Genomic DNA, 21072 nt, shown 5'->3' with positions numbered 1-21072 from the left:
CGGCAAACGGGAAAAAACCTTATGCGGAGTCAGCCGCCCGTCAGCGCGGCGTCTGACGATTCGCCACTCGCTCTCATCTGTCGGCTACCAGCGCGTCGAAGGCACCGCGTTCCGGGTGGACGTGACAGTAGGTGGCGACCGTGGCGTACTCGGTCAGTCCGTCGCGGTCGCCGTCGATACCGTCGCCCCGCTCGACGTCGAAGGCGAACCTGGCGTCGCCGTCGACCGTCGCCGCGGAGTAGTGGAACTCGTGGCCACGCCGGCGGCTCCCCGTGGCCCCGACCGGCGTCTCTCGCGTCGCCCGCAGTTCCACGTGGTCCAGTGCCTGGTACCGCTCGCGCATCTCGACGGTCGCCGGGAGGACGCCGGCCATCCCGTACGTGTCGCCATCGACGGTCGTCAGCGACTCCGACAGGGCCATCAGGCCGCCGCACTCGCCGTAGACCGGGAGGCCGTCGGCCGCCCTGTCAGCGATGTCGTCGAGCGTCGCGGACGCCGAAAGCGCCTCGGCGTGGAGTTCCGGGTAGCCGCCGGGGAGGTAGACGGCGTCGGCGTCGGGCACCGGGTCGCCGGCCAGCGGCGAGAACGACTCGATGCGGCCCGCGAACCGGTCGCGGAGGCTCGGATACCGGAAACAGAAGGCCGCGTCGCTGGCGACGGCGAGCGTGGCGCCGGAGTCCGGCGCCGTCTCCGGGGCCGCTGTCGGCGGCTCACGAGCGATGGCGGCGATGGCATCCGCGTCGATATGTTCGGCGGCATCGTCGAGTGTGCCGGTGTCGACCGGCGACTCGCTGCCCATCTCCAGGCCCAGGTGGCGGTCCGGAATCGAAAGGTCCGGCGTCGGCGGAATCCGCCCGAGATAGGCGATGTCCTCGGGCAGCGCCTCCCGGATGCCGTCGGCGTGGCGTCCCCCGTGAGCACGCTGGGCGAGGACGCCGGCCACGTCGATGTCGACGCCGGCGTGGGCGGCGTACGCCCGGAACCCGAGCGCCGTCGCGCCGACGCTCTGCATCCCGGCTTTCGCGTCGACGACGAGGACGACGGGGAGGTCAAGCACCTCGGCCACGCGGGCCGTCGACACCTTCGTCCCGTCGTAGAGGCCCATCATCCCCTCGACGACGCAGACATCGCCCTCGCCCCGGTGGTAGGTCCGCCGGGTCCCCTCCTCGCCGGCCAGCCACGGGTCCAGCGACCGCGAGGGTCTGTCGGCGACGGCCGCGTGGTGGCTCGGGTCGATGAAGTCCGGGCCAGCCTTCGCGGGTTGCGGGTCGTACCCCGCCGCGTCCAGCGCCCGCATGGTCGCCATCGCGGCCACGGTCTTGCCGACGCCCGAGGCGGTCCCGCCCAGCACGACCCCCTTCATCCAGACCCACCGCTGGCGGGCGATTTCTCGGCGTCGGTAGCGTCGCTCTCCAGGAGGTCGTCGTACACCCCGGCGAACCGCTCGCGCACCTCGGCCATCGGAACCCCGGCGCGGTCGGAAAGCGCCAGCGCCCCGCCCATCCCGACGCCCTCCTTGGCCTCGCCGGCGACGAAGCGTGCCATCCCGACGTGGTCGCTCGCGTCGAAGCCGGGGTCGGTGACGGTCAGGTCGAGGCCGAGGCCCGCGGCGCTGGCCCGGAGGTCCGCCGTGGGGTCGTCGGCGACGTAGCTCGTCGTCGCCAGCCCCAGTCGCCCCTCGTAGCCGGTGTGTCGGACCAGCGCCGCCACGGCGAGTTGCTGGGTGCCGCCCGCGAGCGTCACGGGCGTGTCGGTCTCCAGGGCCCCCGTCGCCAGCCCCGAAAGCGTCGCCAGCACGGGGTCGCCCATCCGCCTGACCGCCCGCTTTGGCTCGCCGGCGGCCTCGCCCGGCGCCAGCGAACTCGCTTCGAGCCCCTCGCTGACGGCGGCTCGTTTTCGCTCGACGGGGTTCTCGGGCAGCGACGAGGAGACCATCGCGTCCTCGCCCAGCGCCCGCAGTACCCCCAGCGCCGTCGTCGTCCCGCCGGGCACGGTCTCGGCCAGCCACAGTTCGTTCGTCGGCAGTCGGCGGCCGAACTGCCGGGCCGCCTCGAAGGCGCCGTACGCCGTCGGCACCGGGTCCTGTTCGCCGATGTCGCGGCCCACGCCCGCACCGACCGAGACGGTGGGGGCGCCCGTCGGCTCCGCGAGACCCCCGTCGACGACCGTCAGGTCAAAGCCCACCAGTTCCCGCACCGCTCGCGTCACCAGCGCCGGCGTGGGACAGCCGCTCGGACTCACCGGGACCGTGTCGGTCCTGACCGGCCGGCCGTAGGTGAGCAGCTCCGCGTCGGCGGCGGGCGTCGTCGACAGCAGGTCCGGGTCCGCGCCGGCGGCGCTCAACCCGTCCCGCCGCGCCGTCTCCGTCGTGCCGGCCACCAGTACGAATCGCGTGGCCTCGGGGGACCGTTGCATACTAAGTTGGGTTACTGCAACCGGACTTTAACGCATCGGTCCTGGCAGTCGTCGGTGGAGTACGACGAACAGTGTCAGCCAGCCGTATCGCCGACAGCCGGGAAGCCCCCTTTCAGTCCCGCCCGTGCCCGCTGTGCAACCGGCTACGGGTGGACTGACGGCGGGCGGGCGCTTTCCGGCTGTACGAACCCTGCGAATCAGCCCTCGAGTCGGCCTCCCCTCCACCGCTAGCACCCACAATTTAAGCGGTCCGGGCTAGCACATCTCGGTATGGAAGATTTCGACGAGATAGTCTCCTCGCTGACGCCGCGGGAGGACAACGCGGCCATCAAGTCCTACCAGAACACGACGGCGGTGGCCTGTCCGGCCTGCGAGAAGCCCTTCGACGACATGGTCGTCTGCAAGGACCCGCCGACGTCGCTGAACCTGGACTTCGAGATGGACCTCTGTACGGGCATCCACGACGACCGCGTCGTCATCTTCACCCACCGATAGCGTCGAGGACGGCCCGCCGGTCGGCCGCGTCGAGCGTCGCGGCGCTCTCGTCGGTGGCCGCTCGGGCCGCGTCGAGTTTCCGACGGCTGGCTCCGCGCTCGACGGCTCGGTAGTACCGGTCCACGGCGTCGACGTAGGCCCGCCGGTCCTCGTGTCTGTCGACCAGCGCCTCGACCGACGACTCCGTGACCGGCGCGTCGAGACGTGTCTCGGCGAGGTCCGCGAGCGGTTCGGGAACGTCCCCGACGACGGCGACGACTGTCTCGGCCGTCATCGTCACGAGCCAGCGGACCGCGTCCGGGTGCTCCCGGACCATCGCCGCGTCGAGGACCACTACGGCGCAGGCTTCGACCACCGCCGAGCGCACCGCCGCCCGCGAGTCCGCGTACACCACCCGGGAGCCGTGGTACTCCCGGTCGGTGCCCGGCTCCAGCGTCTGTTCGAGATGGCGCCTGCTCATGTCCCAACCCTCTGTGTGTCGTCGGCTAGCGATTAGTCGACCAGAGACATAAAATTACGCTCGTGGGCGAGCGATGAGTGCGTGACTCTGGCTCGGAACTCACGAACTGTTCGCGGAGAAGTCCCGGTTGGATTGCTGCTCGCGAGGACTCAGGGCTCACTGCGCAGGCCGTTCGTCTCTCCGAGGCGCTCACTATGTTCGCGCCTCGCTTTGCGCGGGACCGGATTTGAACCGGAGGGAGACGTGCTCACTACGCTGCGCGCGACTCCCAGGGTTCAAATCCTCTCGCACAGACACGTCTCTCACATGCGTTCGAGACGGTATGCGCGGGACCGGATTTGAACCGGCGGACCCCTACGGGATAGCGTCCTAAGCGCTACGCCTTTTCCTGGCTCGGCAACCCGCGCCCGTTCCACCGTATCCGGGAGTCGTCTAAAAACCCGTCGCTTGCGGGCGAGCGTTTACGGTCCTCGGGACCCACCCACGGGTATGTACCGGGCCAGCGACCGAATCGAACAGGACGAGTGGCTGGGCGAGATAGAGGCCACGGCGGAGACGCTAGATTTGGGCACGGAGGCGCGCTCACACGCCGTAGACCTGTTCCTCTCGACGCTGCCCGACGAGGAGCGCTCGAAGCGGGCGTCGATGGCGGCGAGCATCTACGTCGGCGCGCTGGTCGCGGGCGAGGAGCGCTCCCAGACGGCCGTCGCCGACGCCGCCGGGGTCTCGCGGCTGACCATCCAGCAGCGCTGGAAGGAACTCATCGAGCGCGTCGGCCTGGAGGCCCCGGACTGGTAGCTAGGTGGGTTTCCCGCGGCCGTCCCGCTCGGGCGTGAGGGTCCCGTGTTCGTCGATTTCCCCGTTGACGATGCGGGTCGAGGAGATGATGTCGCCGTCGTCGGCCCGGACGTGGGGGACGACTTCGAGTTCCAGCGGCGCCAGCCCGCGCTCCCGACGGATTTCGTTGATGCGCTTGCCGCCGGTCTCGGTCTCTGGCGAGACGACGAGGGCGTCGAACTGGGGCTCGGTTGCGATGCCGGTGGGCTCGGAGAGCTCCCGGACGGTCCAGGCCCGGCCGTGGGTCTCGGCGAGCCGTTCCAGTTCGGCCGAGAGGTCGGCGCGGCGCTCGTCGAACGAACGGACGTGGCGCTCGTCGTGTCTGGTGTTGGGGGCGAGTTCGTCGCTGGTGAGCCCCACAGTCACGTCGCCGAGTTCGAACGCGCGCTCGAACAGCGCCCGGTGTCCGTCGTGGACGGGGTCGAAGGTCCCACCCAGCGCCACATTCATACCCGCGCTAAAGACGGCGCCCGATTTAGTAATGTCGCCTCAGGCACCCCGCGGGAGCGGCTCACACGCCGCCGCTGTCGGTCGGTGACGCGGTCACTCGTCGTCGTCCGTGGCGTCTTCGACGGAGATGGTCACCGGTTCGTCCGCGTCCTCCGCCGGCCCCATCTCGCTGAGGTGGGCGTCCAGGTTGAACACCGTGTTCAGTTCGGCCTGGACGTCGCCGACGATGGCCTCGACGAGTTCGCTCGGCGCGATGGCGCTGTACTCGTAGGGGTTGTTGCCGGCGCCGTCGCTCTCGCGTTTCTCCCGCCGGACCTTCCCCTCCTCGTGGAGCGCGGCCAGCGCCTCGCGGACGGTGCTCGGGTACAGCCCCGTCGAATCGGCGATTTCGTCGCTCGTGCTCCCCGGGTGCTGCCGGAGGCTGACGTAGATGCGGGCGCGGGTCTCGGTGTCGAGCACCCACGCGAGCAGGTCCACGATGCCCTCGTCGAACTGCTCGACCGCGCGGTCGGCCTCCTGTTCCAGGCGATTCCGTACCTCCCCCGCGTCGTCGAGCGGGTCGGTGTCGTTCTCCGGGTCGTCTGCGGACATGTGTTGTCTCTGTGGGGACGAAAGCGATTGCCGGATAAAAAGTTTGGCTCGCCCCGGGGGGAGTGGCTCCCGTAGATAGCCGACCGCTAGATTCGCTCGGTGTGTTAAAATTCCCGTTCTCGTTTCCGGTTTGAAATATCTATATTTAAATGAAGGCCGAAAGTGGGGGCTGCTATCGCCCGTGAGAGTGACCCTCTGGTATTTTAACGTCGTAACCGAAACGGATGGGTGTCGCTGGGCGTGACTCGACGCCGTGTTCGCGCGGTTTGCGATGTCTGACGCGGTCACCGTCGGGGGGCGGTGCCGCAGTCGGTTCGGAACGCGACACACGAGGCGGTGGGGAACACCGACCGGTGGGCGGGGCGGTAGTGGCAACCCAGAGTTTTCGCCGGGTCCGTGGCTGATTCGTTTTAGTACCGGAGTTCCAGCGCGTCGACGAGCGACGCCTGGCTCTCGTTCCGGAGGCGGCGCTGCCGTTGTGCGCCGCTCTCGGCCTCGAACACCGCCCGAATGCCGTCGACGTCCAGTCGGTCGCACTCGGCCGCGACCACGTCCGCGAGCGCGCGGGTCGACTCGCCGTCCCTGGCGAGCAGCGACGCCGACTGCCCGTGGCGAATCGCGCGCCACTTGTTCTCGTCGAGTAGCTCCCGCCGCATCTCCGTCCCTGACTCGCCGTCCTCGTAGCGGGCCGCGAGGTCGGTGACGAGCGCGTGGACGTACTCGACGAACGCCAGCACCCGGTCGGGGTCGGCCTGGGCGTCCGGGGCGCGGACCTCGACGGTCCCGTGGCCGGAGTGGGGCCGCACGTCGAACCAGAGTTCCCCGCGGTCGTCGATGCTCCCGCTCTCGACCATCCGGCGCTCGAACCGCTCGAAGGTCGCGTAGTCGTCGAACGCCGTCGGGATGCCGGTGTTTGGCAGCCCCTCGAAAATCTTCGCCCGGGCGGACTGCAGGCCGGTGTCGAAGCCGTTCCAGTACGGCGAGTTCGCCGACAGCGCCAGCATGACGGGGACGTGCCAGCGCAGTTCGTTCGCCACCCACACCGCCTTGTCCGGGTCGTCGACGCCGACGTGGACGTGCAGCCCCGCCGTCGTGTTGCGGTGTTGGGGGTACTGGATGCGGTCGAGCTGGGCCCGGTAGCGGGGTTTCTCGGCGTGTTCGAGTTCCCGCCACTTCCCCAGCGGATGCAGCCCCGCCGCGGCGATACCGAACCCCTCGCTGGCGGCGTACTCCACGAGGGCCTCACGGACTGCTAGCAGGTGTTCGCGAGCGGCGTTCGGGTCCTCGATGAGCGGCGTCTGCGTCTCGATGACGCACTTGAACAGCTCGTGGTCCAATCTGTCTTGCAGCAACTCGGGCGGGTCGCCCTCGTAGACGAGTTCGTCCGTGCCCGAGGTGGGCCGGCCGTGGTCGTCGACGACGTAACACTCCTCCTCGATACCGAGCGTGCCCATCCGGGTGAAGTTCTCGGGAGACCCCGTCTCGTCCATCGACCGGAACGTCGCAATCGACCCGCTAAAGCCTTCCGTCCGCTGGCTAGGAGAGGGTGGAGAAAACGAGGAGAAAGATGTCCAGAGAGTCACGACGACCACTGGAAATCAGAACAGCCAGAAAGCCCCGGCCTGCTACACTCCCGCGGCTCGCTGTGCTCCTCACTCCCGATGGTCGTTGCGGTGCTTGCGTCGCCGGGGTTCGTGTAGCAGGCCGCCCCTTTCAGTCCCGCCCGCTGCGGTTGCTCAGTCGGCTACAACCGTGGGATTGTGGCATTCGGGAGAAACAGCGCCTACTCCAGCGGCCGCGCGACCACACCCAAGTGGTCCTCGTGGTAGGGGTCGAGCGGTTCGGTGTCGAGCACCTCGTAGCTCGCTTCGAGTTCGGCGACGACAGCCTCGAACACCTCCTCGGGGTCGGCCGTCACGTCCTCGCTGCGGGCCTTGACGGCCGCGAGGAGTCGGCCGTCGCCGTCGAGGAACTGGCGGTTCAGCGCCGCCACACGGGCCTGGCCGCGGGTGGCGACGTCCTGGACGACGACGTCGACCGGTTCCACGACGTGGGCGTACGTCCCGGGCTTGCGGGCGTCTTTTAGCAGCGGAAAGAGGTTGTCGCGGTGGCCGGCCACGTCGAGCAGGTCCCGGGCGGGTCGGGGTGCGAACTCGACGGCGTAGGTCGGTCCGCCGAAGTCAGCGACGTGGCTCACCGTGGTCCCGGCGGCGGCGCCCAGGTACAGCGTCGGCTGGCCGGCTTCGAGGCCGGTGTCCATCCCCAGCGCGAGCATCGCGCCGAGCTTCGAGCGGTGTGGGTCCCAGCGCCGGTACTCGCCGTCGGTCGCCTCGCCATACTCTGGATGGCCCCGCGTGGCGATACCCGTGGTCCCGTCGAAGTCGTGGCGGGCGACGCCGTCGGGGAGCGGGGGCGTCATTGGTCGCCCCCGCGCGAGCGGATGCGTTCGATGCGCTCGTCGAGTTCCCGCTGCAGGTCGGGCCGTCGGTCGCCGCTGTAGTGGTCGATGCGGGCGGCGATGGAGAGCTTCCCCGCCAGGGCGCGGGCGGCCGACCCGCGCTCCTCGCGGCGGGTGCCGCTGACGTACTCGTGGGTGAAGATGATACCGTGCTTGGGCGAGGGCGCGCCGCCGCGGAGGTGCGCGAAGAGGGCGTCCTCGGCGCCCAGGACCTGGACGGTGCCGCTGGGCTGTTTCGCGAGCGGTTCGAGCCCGCCCGAGAGCGAGATGAGCCGGGCGGCCAGGACGGGCCCGGCCAGCATCGAGAGGTTCGGCGCGACGGCCGGCGCCGTGCGCTCGATGTACGCCCGGAGGTCGTCGGCCTCGCCGGCAACGTCTACGACGCGCTCCGCGAGCGAGCGCAGCGCCCGGTCCCCGCCGTCGCCCGAGGTGTCACTTTCGTCGGGGTCGCCCACGTCGCCGTCGGCGATGCGCCGGGCGTAGCCGACGCCGCTGCCGCCCTCGCCGTAGCGGCTCTTGCCCCACTCGGCGACCCGCTCGGCCAGTTCGTTGGCGGTGCGTTCGCAGTCGGCCATCGCCCGCACCGCGTGGACGAGTTGCTGGTCGTCGGCGGTCTCGCGCTCGGTGACGGCGGCCTCGGTGGCGGCGATGGTCGCCGCGCGGAGCCGTGCGTAGTAGTCGTCGGCGTCGGCGGCGTAGCCGGCCTCGACGGCCCGGGCGGGCCAGTCGTCGGGCGCGTCTGCGCTCCCGCTCGCGACCCGCTCGGCCGCCGCTGTCGTGTCGTCGGGGTCGAGGTCTGCGAACCAGCCCCCGGTGTCGTCGGTCATGGCTGGTGTGAGTGGTCACGGGGGTATAGGTGTCATTGTTCGGACTGTGGTGAACTACACTTTCACTCCGGTCTACTCAGTTTTTAATCAAGAGAAATTGAACGACCAATGGCAATGTCAAACAACCTTGTGATTTCAGGGGTGAGCTGACCGAATGCGGGTACTGGCGCGGTTGCGAGCGCGGTCCGACGCCGCCTACGACAACACGTACCACAACAAGCTCCGCGGGCGACTGTGGGGCGCACTGGAGGACACCGAGTACGACGCCCTCCACGACGCAGAGCGGCCCAAGCCGTTCACTTATAGCAACCCCTTCCCGCCCGGCGATATGCGCGAGGGGGACGAACGGACGCTGCTCGTCGCCTCGCCCGACGAGGAACTGCTCGCACACGTCGCGGCGGACTTGCAGGACACTCCCGAGTTGAACATCGGCGAGATGCCGTTCACTGTCGAGGATTTCTCGGCCCTGTCGCCCGACGTGGGCGAACCCGGCACCTCGGGGACTATCGACACCGGCACCGGCGTGCTTGTCAGGATACCTCCGTGGCGCTTCGCGGAGTACGGGATAGATGTCGACCACGACGAAGCCGAGTTCTGGCGACCGGAACACACGATGGAACCGTTCCGAAACCAGATCGAGGCGAACCTGGACAAGAAACACGACCTGTACTGTCCGGACTACCTGCCCGGCCCCTCGGAGGTGGACGGCGACCTCTTCGAGGGGTACGAACTCATCAAGACCTTCGCGATTCCGGTGACGCCGACGACCGGCCAGCGCGAGACGTGGGTGTTGAGCAAGTGGCGCTTCGACTATCGCGTTCGGGACGACGACCACCGACGCCATCTCAACCTGGCGTTAGATGTCGGGCTGGGCGAGCGGAACTCGCTCGGGTTCGGGTTCGTGAACATCACGGAGAAGACACAACCCGGTGAGACACGGCTGGAGGGGAGAGATGCTTTCGCCTGACGATTTCGAGAAGCGGTACCCGCCGGAGAAACTGGCCGCGGAGCTGCCGGACGCACCGATATCCTCCCTGCGTTCGCTCCAGTACCTGTACGGTAAGCTCTACACGCTGGCGACAGCCGGGGGCGGACAGTTCGCCCCGTACCTCACACCGGACGCCGCGAGCAACCTTATCGATACGGGAGACAGCCTCATCGTCGTCCGTGTCGACCTCTCGGGTTCGACCCCACGGCTGGCCGCCGACAACGAACGCGGTGCTGTATGGGTGACGAAGTACTCTGACGACCGAGTCGAGAAGGTCGGCCACTGCAAGTATGCCGCAGCTCGCGGTATCGACCACAGTATCACGCATCAGGCCGGTCGGAACAGCAAGCCCGAAAAGCTCGCGCGCTACGCGAAAGAACGTCTAACGAAGTGGGCCGTCGACGATGAAGTGCAGAAGGTCGCGGCCGACCACGAAGACGGCTGGATAATCGACGGTCTCGCGGCGTTGAGCGAAGATGAAGCAGCGCTCGACACCATTGAACGACGGGTTGAAGAGGAACTCGATGGCGAGTCCGCAACGGCGTTGCTCACCGTTCAAGTTCGGACCCAGGAAGACGGCGAGTACCAGTGGCCGGGTACGCTAGACGTGTTCAACGAGGCAATGCGAGGCCGCAAGCTGTCGAAGCTCGTGACCAAGAACAAGGCAACCAACTCCTCGGGTGATGCGACCGACCTCGTCTCGGGAGCGTCGGCCCGCACAGTCGGGACATCAGAGGACCCACAGAACTACTACCTCGGCAAACAACTGGAGAAGTTTCCGGGGCTCGACATCGAAGAGGCGTGGCGAACCCATCCTATCTCGGAGGATGCAGCGGTGACGGTGATGAACGCCGAAACGTTCGTCGAGGCCTGCACCTATCGCACGTTCGGCACGAAAGTGTACTACCTGCCGTATTTCTTCGGTCGTTCACCCCCCGAGGAGACATACGAGCTATACCGGACGCTCTACCGAGCAGTAGTAGAAGACGGCGACGGTACAACGCCTGTAGAAGATGCGTACGACATCTTCGGGGGGACAGAAATCGAAGACAGGCTACGGTTCTACGTCTCAGCGGTGATGCCCCACCAGATGTCACGCTACGACGTCTTCGGCGAGACACTGAACGGACGATTGCTGTATCCGCGAGAACTCGCCCGGGAACACGACCGCGTCGTCAGCAGCAGTGGAGCGTTCAACGCCGACCCCGGCGTGACCACGCCGGAGCGTGAGGAGTGGACCGCGCCACTGCCGACAAACGAGAAGTGGGACCTGCTCGTCGACAGCGGGGAGCGACTCAGTTCTATCTCCACGGGCTGGTACTTCTTCCAGACGTTCGCCGAACGGGACGACACGGACGCAGATGCCGACGACCCGCGCATCGGGGCGCTCGTCTCGGTGTTGAGCGGCGACAGTATCGCCGTGGAGACGCTACTGAGCGAGTACGTCGATAGAATCATCGCCGAGTCGGACGACGACGAGGGCAACGGGTTCCCGTTCTTCCTCGTCGCCAGTCAGTTCGCACAGCTGTGCGCGCTCGCCAAGGACGACCTGGATATGTTGACCACGTCAAGTGCTGCCCGAGAACCGATCACTCACGAACCGACTTACGAGAATTACGAACTCGATTCACTCGAAACAATGACCATCGCAGACGGCGGCGACCCCGCCACGGCCAAACTGGAATCGTTCATCGAAAATACACCCGCACTGAAGCGGAACGGCGGGGCCGTGACTGACGAACAGTCGGTTAACAACCAGCGGCGCGGCGCCTTCCTGTTGGGCGCGCTCGTCGGTGCCGTCGGGAACTATCAGGAGTATCACGAAGAACGCTCGACGACGCTCGTCGACAACTTCCCGGTCAAGTCACTCAGCCAGTCCCGGATAAAGAAGGTGGCACAGGAGACCGTCGCCAAGACCTTGACGTACACGAGAGAGCGAAAGAGGCAGACTGGGGGGTTCCCCGGGACGCTCTTCGAGCATCTCGTCGAGGAACTGCGAAAGACGATACTCGACCCGGACCCGGACGAGTGGGCCCTCGATACCGACGACCTCCGGTTCTACTACGCGCTCGGGGTCACCTACGGCATGAACGACCGCAGAGAGACCCGCGAACAGACGACCGACTCCCAGGAGGCAAACTAACATGACAGAACCCACCGATACCGTCGAGAACCGTTCCGAAATCATCTTCCTGTACGACGCCGTCGACGCCAACCCGAACGGGAATCCACTGAGTGGGTCGAACCGACCGCGTATCGACCCACAGACGAATCAGGCGATCGTCACCGACGTTCGGCTCAAACGCTATCTTCGTGACCAGTTGGACGACGACGGTCACGGCGTCTACATCCGGAACGTTCACTCGGACGACGGGTACCAGGCGACCCGCGAGGAGTTACTCGAAGCACGGTTGAAGGAAATCGACCTTGACGGCTACGATACCGACGATGATGCCGATATGCAGCAGTTACGGGACGATGTCTTCGGGACGTTTCTGGACAACAGCACCGACGTCCGGTACTTCGGTGCCACGATGTCGATAGACACCGAGGACGATTACGAGGATGCGCTACCGGACCACTTCACGGGTCCCGTACAGTTCTCACCGGGCAAGTCGATGCACGCAGTCACGGAGAACGAGGAGTACGACAGCCTCACGAGCGTGATTGCGACCCAAGGGGAGAAAGAACAGGGCGGTTTCGACCTCGACGACCACCGCATCCAGTACGGACTCATCCGGTTTCACGGGCTCGTAGACGAACACGGCGCGCCGGACACGAATCTGACTCGAAGTGACGTACAGCGCCTCGACACGCTCTGCTGGCGCGCCATCAAGAATCAGACGATAAGCCGTAGCAAGGTCGGACAGGAACCTCGCCTCTACTGCCGCGTCGAATACGCCGACGAGAGTTACCATCTCGGCGGGTTGGACAAGGACCTCCAGTTCGACGAGGAGGCCTCGGCTCCTGAAGAGGAACTCCGTAACGTCAGGGACGTTACCGTCGCCATTGACGAGTTCGTCCAGCGGCTATCCGGTGCTAGCGAACGTATCGCCCGTGTTCGAGTCGTCGTCAGTGACGTACTGGAACTGTCCTACGACGGTGAGCGGGGTGGACCGGACCTGCTCTATGAGGCCCTCGGGGAGGCAGTCGGTTCCGATGCAGTCCAGATAGTCGACGTTTACGACGAACACACCGAGACGCTCCCGTCGGACGAGTGACAATGGCAGGAGAATCGGTCGACGAGCAGGCCACAGGACGGGGGCGGCTACCCGCCAGCAGGTGTCTCTCGTTCACCGTACGGGGCCCGTGGGGCCACTTCCGCCGGGTCGAAGGGAACATCGTAAAACAGACCTACCGAATCATTCCCCGAACGACCGTTGCCGGCTTGCTCGCAGCCGTGCTGGGTCTCGGCCGCGACGAGTACTACGATATCTTCGGGCCGCAATCATCGGCTATCGCGGTCGAACCGACCAGCCGTCTCAGGACGGTGAATATGCCGATGAACACGCTTTCAACGGCTAGTAGCGACCTGCAATCACTCAACCCCCGAGGCAAGATTAGTGTGAGACTGCCAGACCCTACGAAGCTCCGACAACAACACAACTACGAGGTACTCGTGGACCCCGCATATAGAATCGACGTGGCCCTAGCCGACGACGATACGTATCAGACGCTACGGGAGTATCTCAAGGTCGGCAAGTCACACTATATACCGAGCTTGGGGCTCTCCGAACACCTCGCAGAGATAGAGTACCACGGAGAGTTCGACATCGAGGACCAACCGGTCGACGGGACCGGCACCGTCGACTCGGCGGTCCCCGACGCAGTAGACGACGTGTTGATTGAACCTGGTACTCGATGTCAAGTAGAGCAATCGCCCGCGTTCATGACGGCCGATTCCGGCGGTCGGACGACGACAGCGTTCACGACGTATGCGTACAGCCCGGACGCAGAACCACTGAAAGTTCGCAGTATCGAGGCGGCACGTGTCGGTGAACGGACTGTGGTGTTCGTCTGAAATGCCGGTGCGGTATTCCCATCCGCCGACAGACGACGATGGGGTGCGCCTCAAGTCACACCTCGAAGACGTTGCCGAGCGAATCCAGTACATCGTCGCCGATGAGGCGACGACCCCGGCTGGCGAGTCCCTTAGAGCTGTCGTCGAAACGCTCGGATATGTCCACGACTTCGGCAAGGCGACAACTTACTTCCAGCGGTACCTGTGTGACGACGACCACCCGACTCCCGAGATGCTGCGATATCACGCCCCACTCGGCTCGTTCGCAGCGTACTACGCTCTCGACTCGCGCGGCTTCGCATCCGAAACCTGTCTGGCCGGTTTCGTGGCCGTCGCGAAGCACCACGGGCAGATTCCCGACGTAGCCGAGTACGTTCATAGCCGAGCCCACCGGCGTGATGGCAAGGCTGACGTCGACCCCACCAGCACAGAGCGGCGTCAGAACGCTATCGGCAAGCAAATCGAGGACATAAACGACCGTGTGCCAGAACTGGCCGGATGGGTCCTCGACCAGGCGACAGACGGGCAAGGTGACTGGCTCGATTTCGGCACAGCGTTCACATCCCTGTTAAACAAGGTCGCAACGCAAGTCGAATCGGGGGGCGGGGCCGGCCAGCTCAGTCGTGACTCGCTGTCGTCGTCCTGTTACGAGCACACATTACAGTGCTGGAGCGCGCTTGTACTTGCCGACAAGACCAGCGCGGCGGGGGCACAAGCCGCCCCCGAAACATATGCTGCGAACCCCCCCTCGTTCGAGACACTCGAAAAGTACGTCGACGAGATAGAGGCCCAGACGACAGCAGACCCGGAGGGGACACGAGCCGAGCGTCTCGACTACTTACGCGCGCGAGCCAGGCGAACGGTTCTGGACAACGTATCGGCACTTGCTACAGACGGTGATGCAGTGGGGAGGCTGACGTTGCCGACGGGGCTGGGCAAGACGCTCACGGGGCTGTCAGCCGCGCTCGCATTACGGGACGAAACCGACGCTGAACGGGTCGTCTACGCATTACCGTTTACCAGCGTCATCGACCAGGTCGTGGCAGATGTAGAGACAGTCTATGACACGACGGCCGGCAGCCGGTTACTCACCGCACATCATCACCTGACCGAGACGACGTTTCGCGACGTGGACGATTCGACCGCCGACGAAGCCGATAAATCGGACGATATTGACGGGATGCTAGCGGAGAGTTGGCGCGCCGGGCTGACAGTAACCACGTTCGTGCAGTTGTTCGAGAGCCTCGCCGGACCGAACAACCGACAGTCGATGAAACTACCGGCGCTCTACAACAGCATCGTCGTCCTCGACGAACCACAGAGTCTCCCCCTCGAATGGTGGAAGCTCGCGCCACGCCTCGTCGAAGTACTGACCGAACGGTACGATGCGACGGTGATTACCATGACCGCCACGCCGCCAGAGCTGTTCGACGATGTGACGGCGCTGGTCGACGACGAACGGATGTATTTCGACGCCGTCGAGCGGGTCTCGTACGAACTCGACGAGTCCGCTGAACGGTACGTCGACGAACCGCAGGCGGCACAGCCAAAGTCCTATCAGGCTGCGGCAGACGAACTATGTCGGGTTTTCGACACCGACGAGAGTGCCCTGGCAGTGTGTAACACTATCGATAGCGCGCGGGAGTTGACAGACCGGGTCACAACAGCAGTGGATACGGCCGTGAGTGTCGGAGCGGTATACACTGAACACCTCGAAGACGGAGGGACTGTCGACGCTATCGACCCGAGCGCGGTTGCCGAGGCCGTTTCGGACGCTGACGGGAACGCGGTACTACACCTCTCGACCCGGCTACGACCGGCTGACAGATTACGACTAATCGCGACGGCCAAGGAGTTAACCAAGCGGGGCCATCCGTTCGTGACGGTGTCGACACAACTCGTCGAGGCCGGCGTGGATATCAGTTTCGACAGCGTCTATCGTGACCTGGCCCCGGTCGATAGCATCGTGCAGGCCGCGGGACGCTGCAACCGCTCGTTCGAACGCGACAAGGGCCGAGTCACGGTCTGGTGGCTGGAATCGCCCGAAGAGCAGACCAAAACACCGGCACAGGCAGTCTACAACAAAGACGTGCGCTTACTGCCCGTAGCGGCGAAAACGTTAGCATCCGTCCGGACTGATGATGGAGAGTTGTCCGAATCGGCAGTCGCCAGAACAGCAGTCAAAGAGTATTACGACCGGCTCAAGTCCCAGAAAGATATCGGCAAGCAGGAGTACGTAGAGTACGTCGACGACGCGCGCGGCGATAAACTGTCCAATCTTTCGCTTATCGACCAGCGCCAGACAGTCGATATACTCGTCTGTCGAACGCCCGACGAGAGAGCGCTCGTCGAGTCGATTCGCATCGCGAATCGAAAGTACGAATTCGACCGCCTCGACCGGTTGCTGGAGCAGTCGAAACCACTCCGGATATCCGTACCGATATACCGAGCCGATAGTGAAACAGCGGAAGCGGTAGGTCGTCTCAACAAACTGCTAGAGGACCGTAACCTGTACGCACTCGATACCCGTCAACACAGCTCACAGTTCGACGACACTACCGGATTCGTCGCAGCAAGCAGCGTCAATGATAGAATCTTATGACTGACTCGACAGCTTCCGATGACCCGGTGGAGAAACTACTTCGCTCTGCCCGCGATGAATCCGTCGACGAACCGTTCCACGTCACGGGCGTGATGATGCAGTATTACGAGGTGTGTACGCGGGAACTCTGGTTCGCCTCGCGTCATCTCGAAATCGACCGTGACAACGTGTCCATCGTCCGTGGTACGCGAGTCGACGATTCGGCCTACGAAGACAAACGGAGAAATGTCGCTATCGACGGGAGAATCGCTATCGACGTACTGGACGACGGCCGAGTGATGGAGGTCAAACCGTCGTCCTCGCTAGTCAAGCCGGCTAAACTCCAGTTACTCTACTATCTGTGGTATCTCGACCGCGTCGTCGGCATCGAACGCGAGGGCGTACTCGCGCATCCGACCGAACGAAAGCGTGAATCGGTCGAACTGAGCGAATCGAACGCCGACTGGGTCGAGAACGCGATACGCGGTGTCCACGATATCGTCACCGACGACTCGCCACCGCCGGCCGAGGAAAAGCCGTTCTGTGAATCCTGCGCGTATCACGACTTCTGTTGGAGCTGCTGACCATGAACGATAATTATCACATCTTTAGCGACGGACGCCTCGAACGACACGACGACACGGTGCGACTCGTGACCGAAGGCGGGGAGAAAAAGTATCTCCCGATCGAGAACGCGGAAGCGTTGTACCTACACGGTCAAATCGACTACAACACGCGTCTGATGTCGTTTCTCAACGACCACGGCATCGCGCTGCACGTCTTCGGCTGGAACGATTACTACGCGGGGTCGGTAATGCCCGAACGCGGGCAGACATCGGGACAGACTGTCGTCTCACAGGTGCGAGCGTACGACGACCCCGAGCATCGGCAATCGCTCGCTCGGAAGTTCATACGCGGTAGCATCCACAATATGCGAGCGAACGTCAAATACTACGACGGTCGTGGATACGATTTCGGAGACGTTCTCGGCCGCCTCGAAGTCCAGCGACGTGCACTAGAACCAGGGATGGACACGTCCGAGTTGATGGGCGTCGAAGCGACTGCTCGTCGGGCGTACTACGCTACGTTTGACGAGATACTACCAGACCCGTTCGTCTTCGGTGGGCGACAGTACAATCCACCGGACAACGAAGCTAACAGTCTCATCTCGTTTGGAAATTCGCTCGTCTACGCGAATATCGTCTCCGCGATTCGCGCTACTGCACTCGACCCCGCTGTGAGCTTCCTCCATGAACCGGGTGAGCGTCGCTACTCGCTTGCGCTTGACATCGCTGACCTGTTCAAACCGCTGCTCGCGGACCGCGTTATCTTTCGCCTTGTCAACCGCAATCAACTCACCGTCGACGACTTCGAGACAGACCTCAACGGCTGTTTACTCACTGAAAGCGGACGGAAAACGTACTCGAAGGCGTTCGAGGAGACGCTGGAGGAAACTATCGAGCATCCGCGGCTCAATCGAAAGGTCAGCTACCAGTACCTCCTCCGAATAGAGGCCTACAAACTCAAGAAACACCTCCTCACCGGCGAGGAGTACGTCCCGTTCGAGCGGTGGTGGTGACGATGCCTTACGCCATCATCGTCTACGACGTGCAGGCCGACCGGACATCGAAGTTTCTCAAGTATCTCCGGCGGTTCCTCACGCACGCCCAGTACTCCGTGTTCGAAGGGCAGCTTACCGAAGGGCGCCTGGAAGAGGTCGAGTCGACGCTGCAGTCGATGCTCGAACCCGGTGAGTCGGTAATCTGCTACCGGATGTCCGCCGAGGAGTACGTCGACCGATCCGTTTTCGGTGAGGACCCGATGGACGATAGCAAATTTCTGTGACGTTTCATCGACCCCCCGGGGGTCGAGGGGGTATTGGAGGTCGACGACAATCTTGATGTGGGTTCAGGCTGTAGCGGGGCTATGGCCGGCGAATCGGTCATGGTTTCAGACGGACCCTTGTGGGGTTGAAGCTGCCCGCGCGGCCGCGGCGGCCTCGCGCCTCTCAGTGTTTCAGACGGACCCTTGTGGGGTTGAAGCGACCGACGCACAGCAAGCAGCCAACCTCACCGACCGGTTTCAGACGGACCCTTGTGGGGTTGAAGCTATGGAACGCCGTTCGGATTCGTCGACGAGCTCTTCGGTTTCAGACGGACCCTTGTGGGGTTGAAGCCTGTCGTCGCCGCCCTCGAGGACTACCTGGACCATCGTTTCAGACGGACCCTTGTGGGGTTGAAGCTTTCACGTTCGTGGGGACGTACACACCGATTTGCGAGTTTCAGACGGACCCTTGTGGGGTTGAAGCGACTGGTCCCGAATCGACGAGGCGGACCAGTACGCCGTTTCAGACGGACCCTTGTGGGGTTGAAGCGGGTAACTCTGAAGACGTTTGGAGTACTGACGCCAGTTTCAGACGGACCCTTGTGGGGTTGAAGCAATCCCGCCGCCAGTCGCCGCCTTGACCGCTCGCTTGTTTCAGACGGACCCTTGTGGGGTTGAAGCTCGCGCAGCACGTCCGGGGCCACCGACGCCCCGCAGGTTTCAGACGGACCCTTGTGGGGTTGAAGCGAAAAGCTTGCTGACCGCTACGAGGGCGAGGTGCTGGTTTCAGACGGACCCTTGTGGGGTTGAAGCACCGCATTCGCCTTCGCCAAGATGTTCGGCGAGAACGGTTTCAGACGGACCCTTGTGGGGTTGAAGCGAGCGCCGTAAAGAAGTGTTTAACTTTTGGTATCTGAGTTTCAGACGGACCCTTGTGGGGTTGAAGCACCGCGCGCCCGTCCGACCTGGAGTGGGCCGACGGTTTCAGACGGACCCTTGTGGGGTTGAAGCCGCGGGTCGACGACGACCGTCATACGACGAACTCCTGTTTCAGACGGACCCTTGTGGGGTTGAAGCGTTTATCTCTACCGTCAGCAATTCCACCGACTGGTTGTTTCAGACGGACCCTTGTGGGGTTGAAGCAGCGAACTGACCCAGCTGACAGCTCTGCGGGCCACGTTTCAGACGGACCCTTGTGGGGTTGAAGCGGACACTCGACCGCCATAGTTACCGCGCCTCCTGGTTTCAGACGGACCCTTGTGGGGTTGAAGCCTTCTGGACCGATGGGACGACTACGACGAAAAGGAGTTTCAGACGGACCCTTGTGGGGTTGAAGCCGCTGTTCGGTCCGCGTCAGGTTCCGCGGGTCGACGGTTTCAGACGGACCCTTGTGGGGTTGAAGCTGACGCTCGCGAGCACGCTGGACACGGATATTTTCAAGTTTCAGACGGACCCTTGTGGGGTTGAAGCTCCAGCACCCACCAGTCCGGGCTGAGATCGTCGACAGTTTCAGACGGACCCTTGTGGGGTTGAAGCACAGCGGTAGGTCGCTACCCAAGGGGAACCCCGGGTTTCAGACGGACCCTTGTGGGGTTGAAGCATTGTCTCCGGCATTAGCAAATGCGAGTCCGATAGCGTTTCAGACGGACCCTTGTGGGGTTGAAGCGATCAGATCCACGCCCGACAGCAGACTATTCACACCTGTTTCAGTCGGACCCTTGTGGGGTTGAAGCATCGAGGAACAACACCAGCACGACCAGCCAGAACCCGTTTCAGACGGACCCTTGTGGGGTTGAAGCTGTAAGGGGTGTACGCGATGAAAGGTGTATCCAATGTTTCAGACGGACCCTTGTGGGGTTGAAGCGACCAGCACACGATGGTTTACGGGCTCAAAGGGGGTTTCAGACGGACCCTTGTGGGGTTGAAGCGGAGATAGTGACCGTCGACTTAGCGAACGATAAAAGTTTCAGACGGACCCTTGTGGGGTTGAAGCCTTGAAGGCGAGCACGTGCACGTCGACGAAGAGTGGGTTTCAGACGGACCCTTGTGGGGTTGAAGCGCCGCCGTCGTCGATGGACTCGGCCTGGATGTGCACGGTTTCAGACGGACCCTTGTGGGGTTGAAGCAGCGCACGGTTCGCGCCGGGGCTGACCGGGAACGGTTTCAGACGGACCCTTGTGGGGTTGAAGCAGGACCCCAGAACCAGAGGAGAGATATGTTGCGGCGTTTCAGACGGACCCTTGTGGGGTTGAAGCGTCTATATCGTCATCGAGGCGGAAACTGGCCTGAGCGTTTCAGACGGACCCTTGTGGGGTTGAAGCGCTTGTCGCTCAATCCCGATGAACTCTCTATTGAGGCTGTTTCAGACGGACCCTTGTGGGGTTGAAGCGGCCAGTTGGAAACTGACAGTGTCGAACGTCAACCGTTTCAGACGGACCCTTGTGGGGTTGAAGCAAGAGAAGGACCGTCAGCAGCACGTCGATGAGCGAGTTTCAGATGGACTCTCGCGAGATTGATAGCGGGACGCGACATGCGACAGCGGGAGAACCGCTACGGCGACCTGCTATCACACGTCCATATCAGCTTATATCTTCTCCTGACCTATCTAAAGCCGTTATGAGAGAACAGCGATACCCCTTCGACGGCATGGAACAGTTCTTCGACCAGATGCGCCGCGAGATGTTCGGCCCCTGGGGGCGACCGGCCATCGCGGGTCGCCAGTTCGGCGATAGCTGGGGACAGGACGGCGACATCGAGCGCGCCGACGTCGGTGGCTGGGACGCGGGCATCTCCGTCGAGGAGACCGACGACGGCTTCGTGGTCCTCGCTGACCTCCCGGGCTTTGACCGGGACGAGCTCTCCCTGCGCCTCGACGACGACGTGCTCTCCCTCAGCGGCGAACACGAGGTCGATGACGGCACCAGCTACCGGAGCCGACGGGTCAGCGAGCGGATTGCGCTCCCGGCCCGCGCCGACCCCGACGGCGTGAGCGCGAGCTACCACAACGGCGTACTCGAAGTCCGGTTCGTGGTCGACGCCGACGAGGACGACTCCGGGACGGACATCCACATCGAATAGCTCACCGATTGCGCTCGGCCCCCGTGGTTGCTATCGGGACCGGACAG

Annotated in this window: 19 protein-coding genes, 1 tRNA gene and 1 CRISPR repeat array; of the genes, 11 read left to right on the top strand and 9 right to left on the bottom strand. The window is 64.0% G+C overall.

Annotated features, from left to right (window positions below; all coding sequences use genetic code 11):
• Positions 1-73 precede the first annotated feature (73 nt).
• Positions 74-1363, bottom strand: a complete 1290-nt coding sequence (locus tag NDI86_RS04730) for a cobyrinic acid a,c-diamide synthase (protein WP_310899248.1) — start codon at positions 1361-1363, stop codon at positions 74-76.
• Positions 1360-2415: a nicotinate mononucleotide-dependent phosphoribosyltransferase CobT gene (cobT, locus tag NDI86_RS04725; protein WP_310899247.1), complete on the bottom strand. Its 1056-nt coding sequence runs from the start codon at positions 2413-2415 to the stop codon at positions 1360-1362. Before cobT ends, NDI86_RS04730 begins: the two co-directional genes overlap by 4 nt.
• Positions 2416-2685: 270 nt before the next feature.
• On the opposite strand from cobT, the gene NDI86_RS04720 reads away from it, so the two are divergent.
• Positions 2686-2910 (top strand): DUF7385 family protein, encoded by a 225-nt coding sequence (locus NDI86_RS04720; protein ID WP_310899246.1) that lies wholly within the window; start codon positions 2686-2688, stop codon positions 2908-2910.
• Here the strand turns inward: NDI86_RS04720 and NDI86_RS04715 are convergent.
• Positions 2897-3370 (bottom strand): hypothetical protein, encoded by a 474-nt coding sequence (locus NDI86_RS04715; protein ID WP_310899245.1) that lies wholly within the window; start codon positions 3368-3370, stop codon positions 2897-2899. The two genes, NDI86_RS04720 and NDI86_RS04715, sit on opposite strands and share 14 nt — an antisense overlap.
• 323 nt (positions 3371-3693) lie before the next feature.
• A tRNA-Leu gene (locus NDI86_RS04710) sits at positions 3694-3777 on the bottom strand.
• Between the two features lie 82 nt (positions 3778-3859).
• Between NDI86_RS04710 and NDI86_RS04705 the strand changes: the two genes are divergently transcribed.
• Positions 3860-4168, top strand: coding sequence for a cyclin family protein (locus tag NDI86_RS04705; RefSeq protein WP_310899244.1), 309 nt, complete (start codon positions 3860-3862; stop codon positions 4166-4168).
• Here the strand turns inward: NDI86_RS04705 and NDI86_RS04700 are convergent, their stop codons facing one another.
• The 5 genes from NDI86_RS04700 to NDI86_RS04680 all read right to left on the bottom strand — a co-directional run bounded on the left by NDI86_RS04700 (position 4169) and on the right by NDI86_RS04680 (position 8533).
• Entirely contained in the window at positions 4169-4657 is a 489-nt protein-coding gene (locus NDI86_RS04700) for a phosphopantetheine adenylyltransferase (protein ID WP_310899243.1), read from the bottom strand.
• Positions 4658-4750: 93 nt separating this feature from the next.
• Positions 4751-5248 (bottom strand): helix-turn-helix domain-containing protein, encoded by a 498-nt coding sequence (locus tag NDI86_RS04695; RefSeq protein ID WP_310899242.1) that lies wholly within the window; start codon positions 5246-5248, stop codon positions 4751-4753.
• A gap of 410 nt (positions 5249-5658) precedes the next feature.
• Complete coding sequence (locus NDI86_RS04690; protein WP_310899241.1) at positions 5659-6738, bottom strand: glutamate--cysteine ligase; 1080 nt, start codon at positions 6736-6738, stop codon at positions 5659-5661.
• 293 nt (positions 6739-7031) lie between these two features.
• Positions 7032-7667: a fibrillarin-like rRNA/tRNA 2'-O-methyltransferase gene (locus NDI86_RS04685; protein ID WP_310899240.1), complete on the bottom strand. Its 636-nt coding sequence runs from the start codon at positions 7665-7667 to the stop codon at positions 7032-7034.
• Positions 7664-8533 (bottom strand): NOP5/NOP56 family protein, encoded by an 870-nt coding sequence (locus NDI86_RS04680; RefSeq protein WP_310899239.1) that lies wholly within the window; start codon positions 8531-8533, stop codon positions 7664-7666. The genes NDI86_RS04685 and NDI86_RS04680 overlap by 4 nt, the downstream gene beginning before the upstream one ends.
• Positions 8534-8687: 154 nt before the next feature.
• Between NDI86_RS04680 and cas6 the strand changes: the two genes are divergently transcribed.
• From cas6 to NDI86_RS04635, 9 genes are all read left to right on the top strand, one after another.
• A complete protein-coding gene (gene cas6, locus NDI86_RS04675) occupies positions 8688-9500 on the top strand; it encodes a CRISPR-associated endoribonuclease Cas6 (RefSeq protein WP_310899238.1) in 813 nt (270 codons plus the stop codon).
• The gene (gene cas8b / locus NDI86_RS04670) at positions 9487-11664 is read left to right on the top strand and encodes a type I-B CRISPR-associated protein Cas8b/Csh1 (protein WP_310899237.1); all 2178 of its coding nucleotides are present in this window, start codon (positions 9487-9489) and stop codon (positions 11662-11664) included. Before cas6 ends, cas8b begins: the two co-directional genes overlap by 14 nt.
• A gap of 1 nt (position 11665) precedes the next feature.
• Complete coding sequence (cas7b, locus tag NDI86_RS04665) at positions 11666-12742, top strand: type I-B CRISPR-associated protein Cas7/Csh2 (RefSeq protein WP_310899236.1); 1077 nt, start codon at positions 11666-11668, stop codon at positions 12740-12742.
• A 2-nt stretch (positions 12743-12744) separates the two neighbouring features.
• Positions 12745-13542: a type I-B CRISPR-associated protein Cas5b gene (gene cas5b / locus NDI86_RS04660; RefSeq protein WP_310899235.1), complete on the top strand. Its 798-nt coding sequence runs from the start codon at positions 12745-12747 to the stop codon at positions 13540-13542.
• 1 nt (position 13543) lies between these two features.
• Positions 13544-16144, top strand: a complete 2601-nt coding sequence (locus tag NDI86_RS04655) for a CRISPR-associated endonuclease Cas3'' (protein WP_310899234.1) — start codon at positions 13544-13546, stop codon at positions 16142-16144.
• The gene (gene cas4 / locus NDI86_RS04650; protein WP_310899233.1) at positions 16141-16707 is read left to right on the top strand and encodes a CRISPR-associated protein Cas4; all 567 of its coding nucleotides are present in this window, start codon (positions 16141-16143) and stop codon (positions 16705-16707) included. The genes NDI86_RS04655 and cas4 overlap by 4 nt, the downstream gene beginning before the upstream one ends.
• A gap of 2 nt (positions 16708-16709) precedes the next feature.
• A complete protein-coding gene (cas1b, locus tag NDI86_RS04645) occupies positions 16710-17702 on the top strand; it encodes a type I-B CRISPR-associated endonuclease Cas1b (protein ID WP_310899232.1) in 993 nt (330 codons plus the stop codon).
• 2 nt (positions 17703-17704) lie between these two features.
• Positions 17705-17968, top strand: coding sequence for a CRISPR-associated endonuclease Cas2 (gene cas2, locus NDI86_RS04640; RefSeq protein ID WP_310899231.1), 264 nt, complete (start codon positions 17705-17707; stop codon positions 17966-17968).
• Between the two features lie 102 nt (positions 17969-18070).
• Positions 18071-20401: a CRISPR direct-repeat array (repeat unit 30 nt; unit sequence GTTTCAGACGGACCCTTGTGGGGTTGAAGC).
• Positions 20402-20563: 162 nt separating this feature from the next.
• On the top strand, positions 20564-21025 hold the full coding sequence (locus NDI86_RS04635; RefSeq protein WP_310899230.1) for an Hsp20/alpha crystallin family protein: 462 nt from the start codon (positions 20564-20566) through the stop codon (positions 21023-21025).
• Positions 21026-21072 lie beyond the last annotated feature (47 nt).

The organism is Haloarcula onubensis (assembly GCF_031624605.1).
Lineage (GTDB): Archaea > Halobacteriota > Halobacteria > Halobacteriales > Haloarculaceae > Haloarcula > Haloarcula onubensis.
Note: the sequence above shows the minus strand (reverse complement) of the source record. Positions and strands in the feature narration are given on the sequence as shown.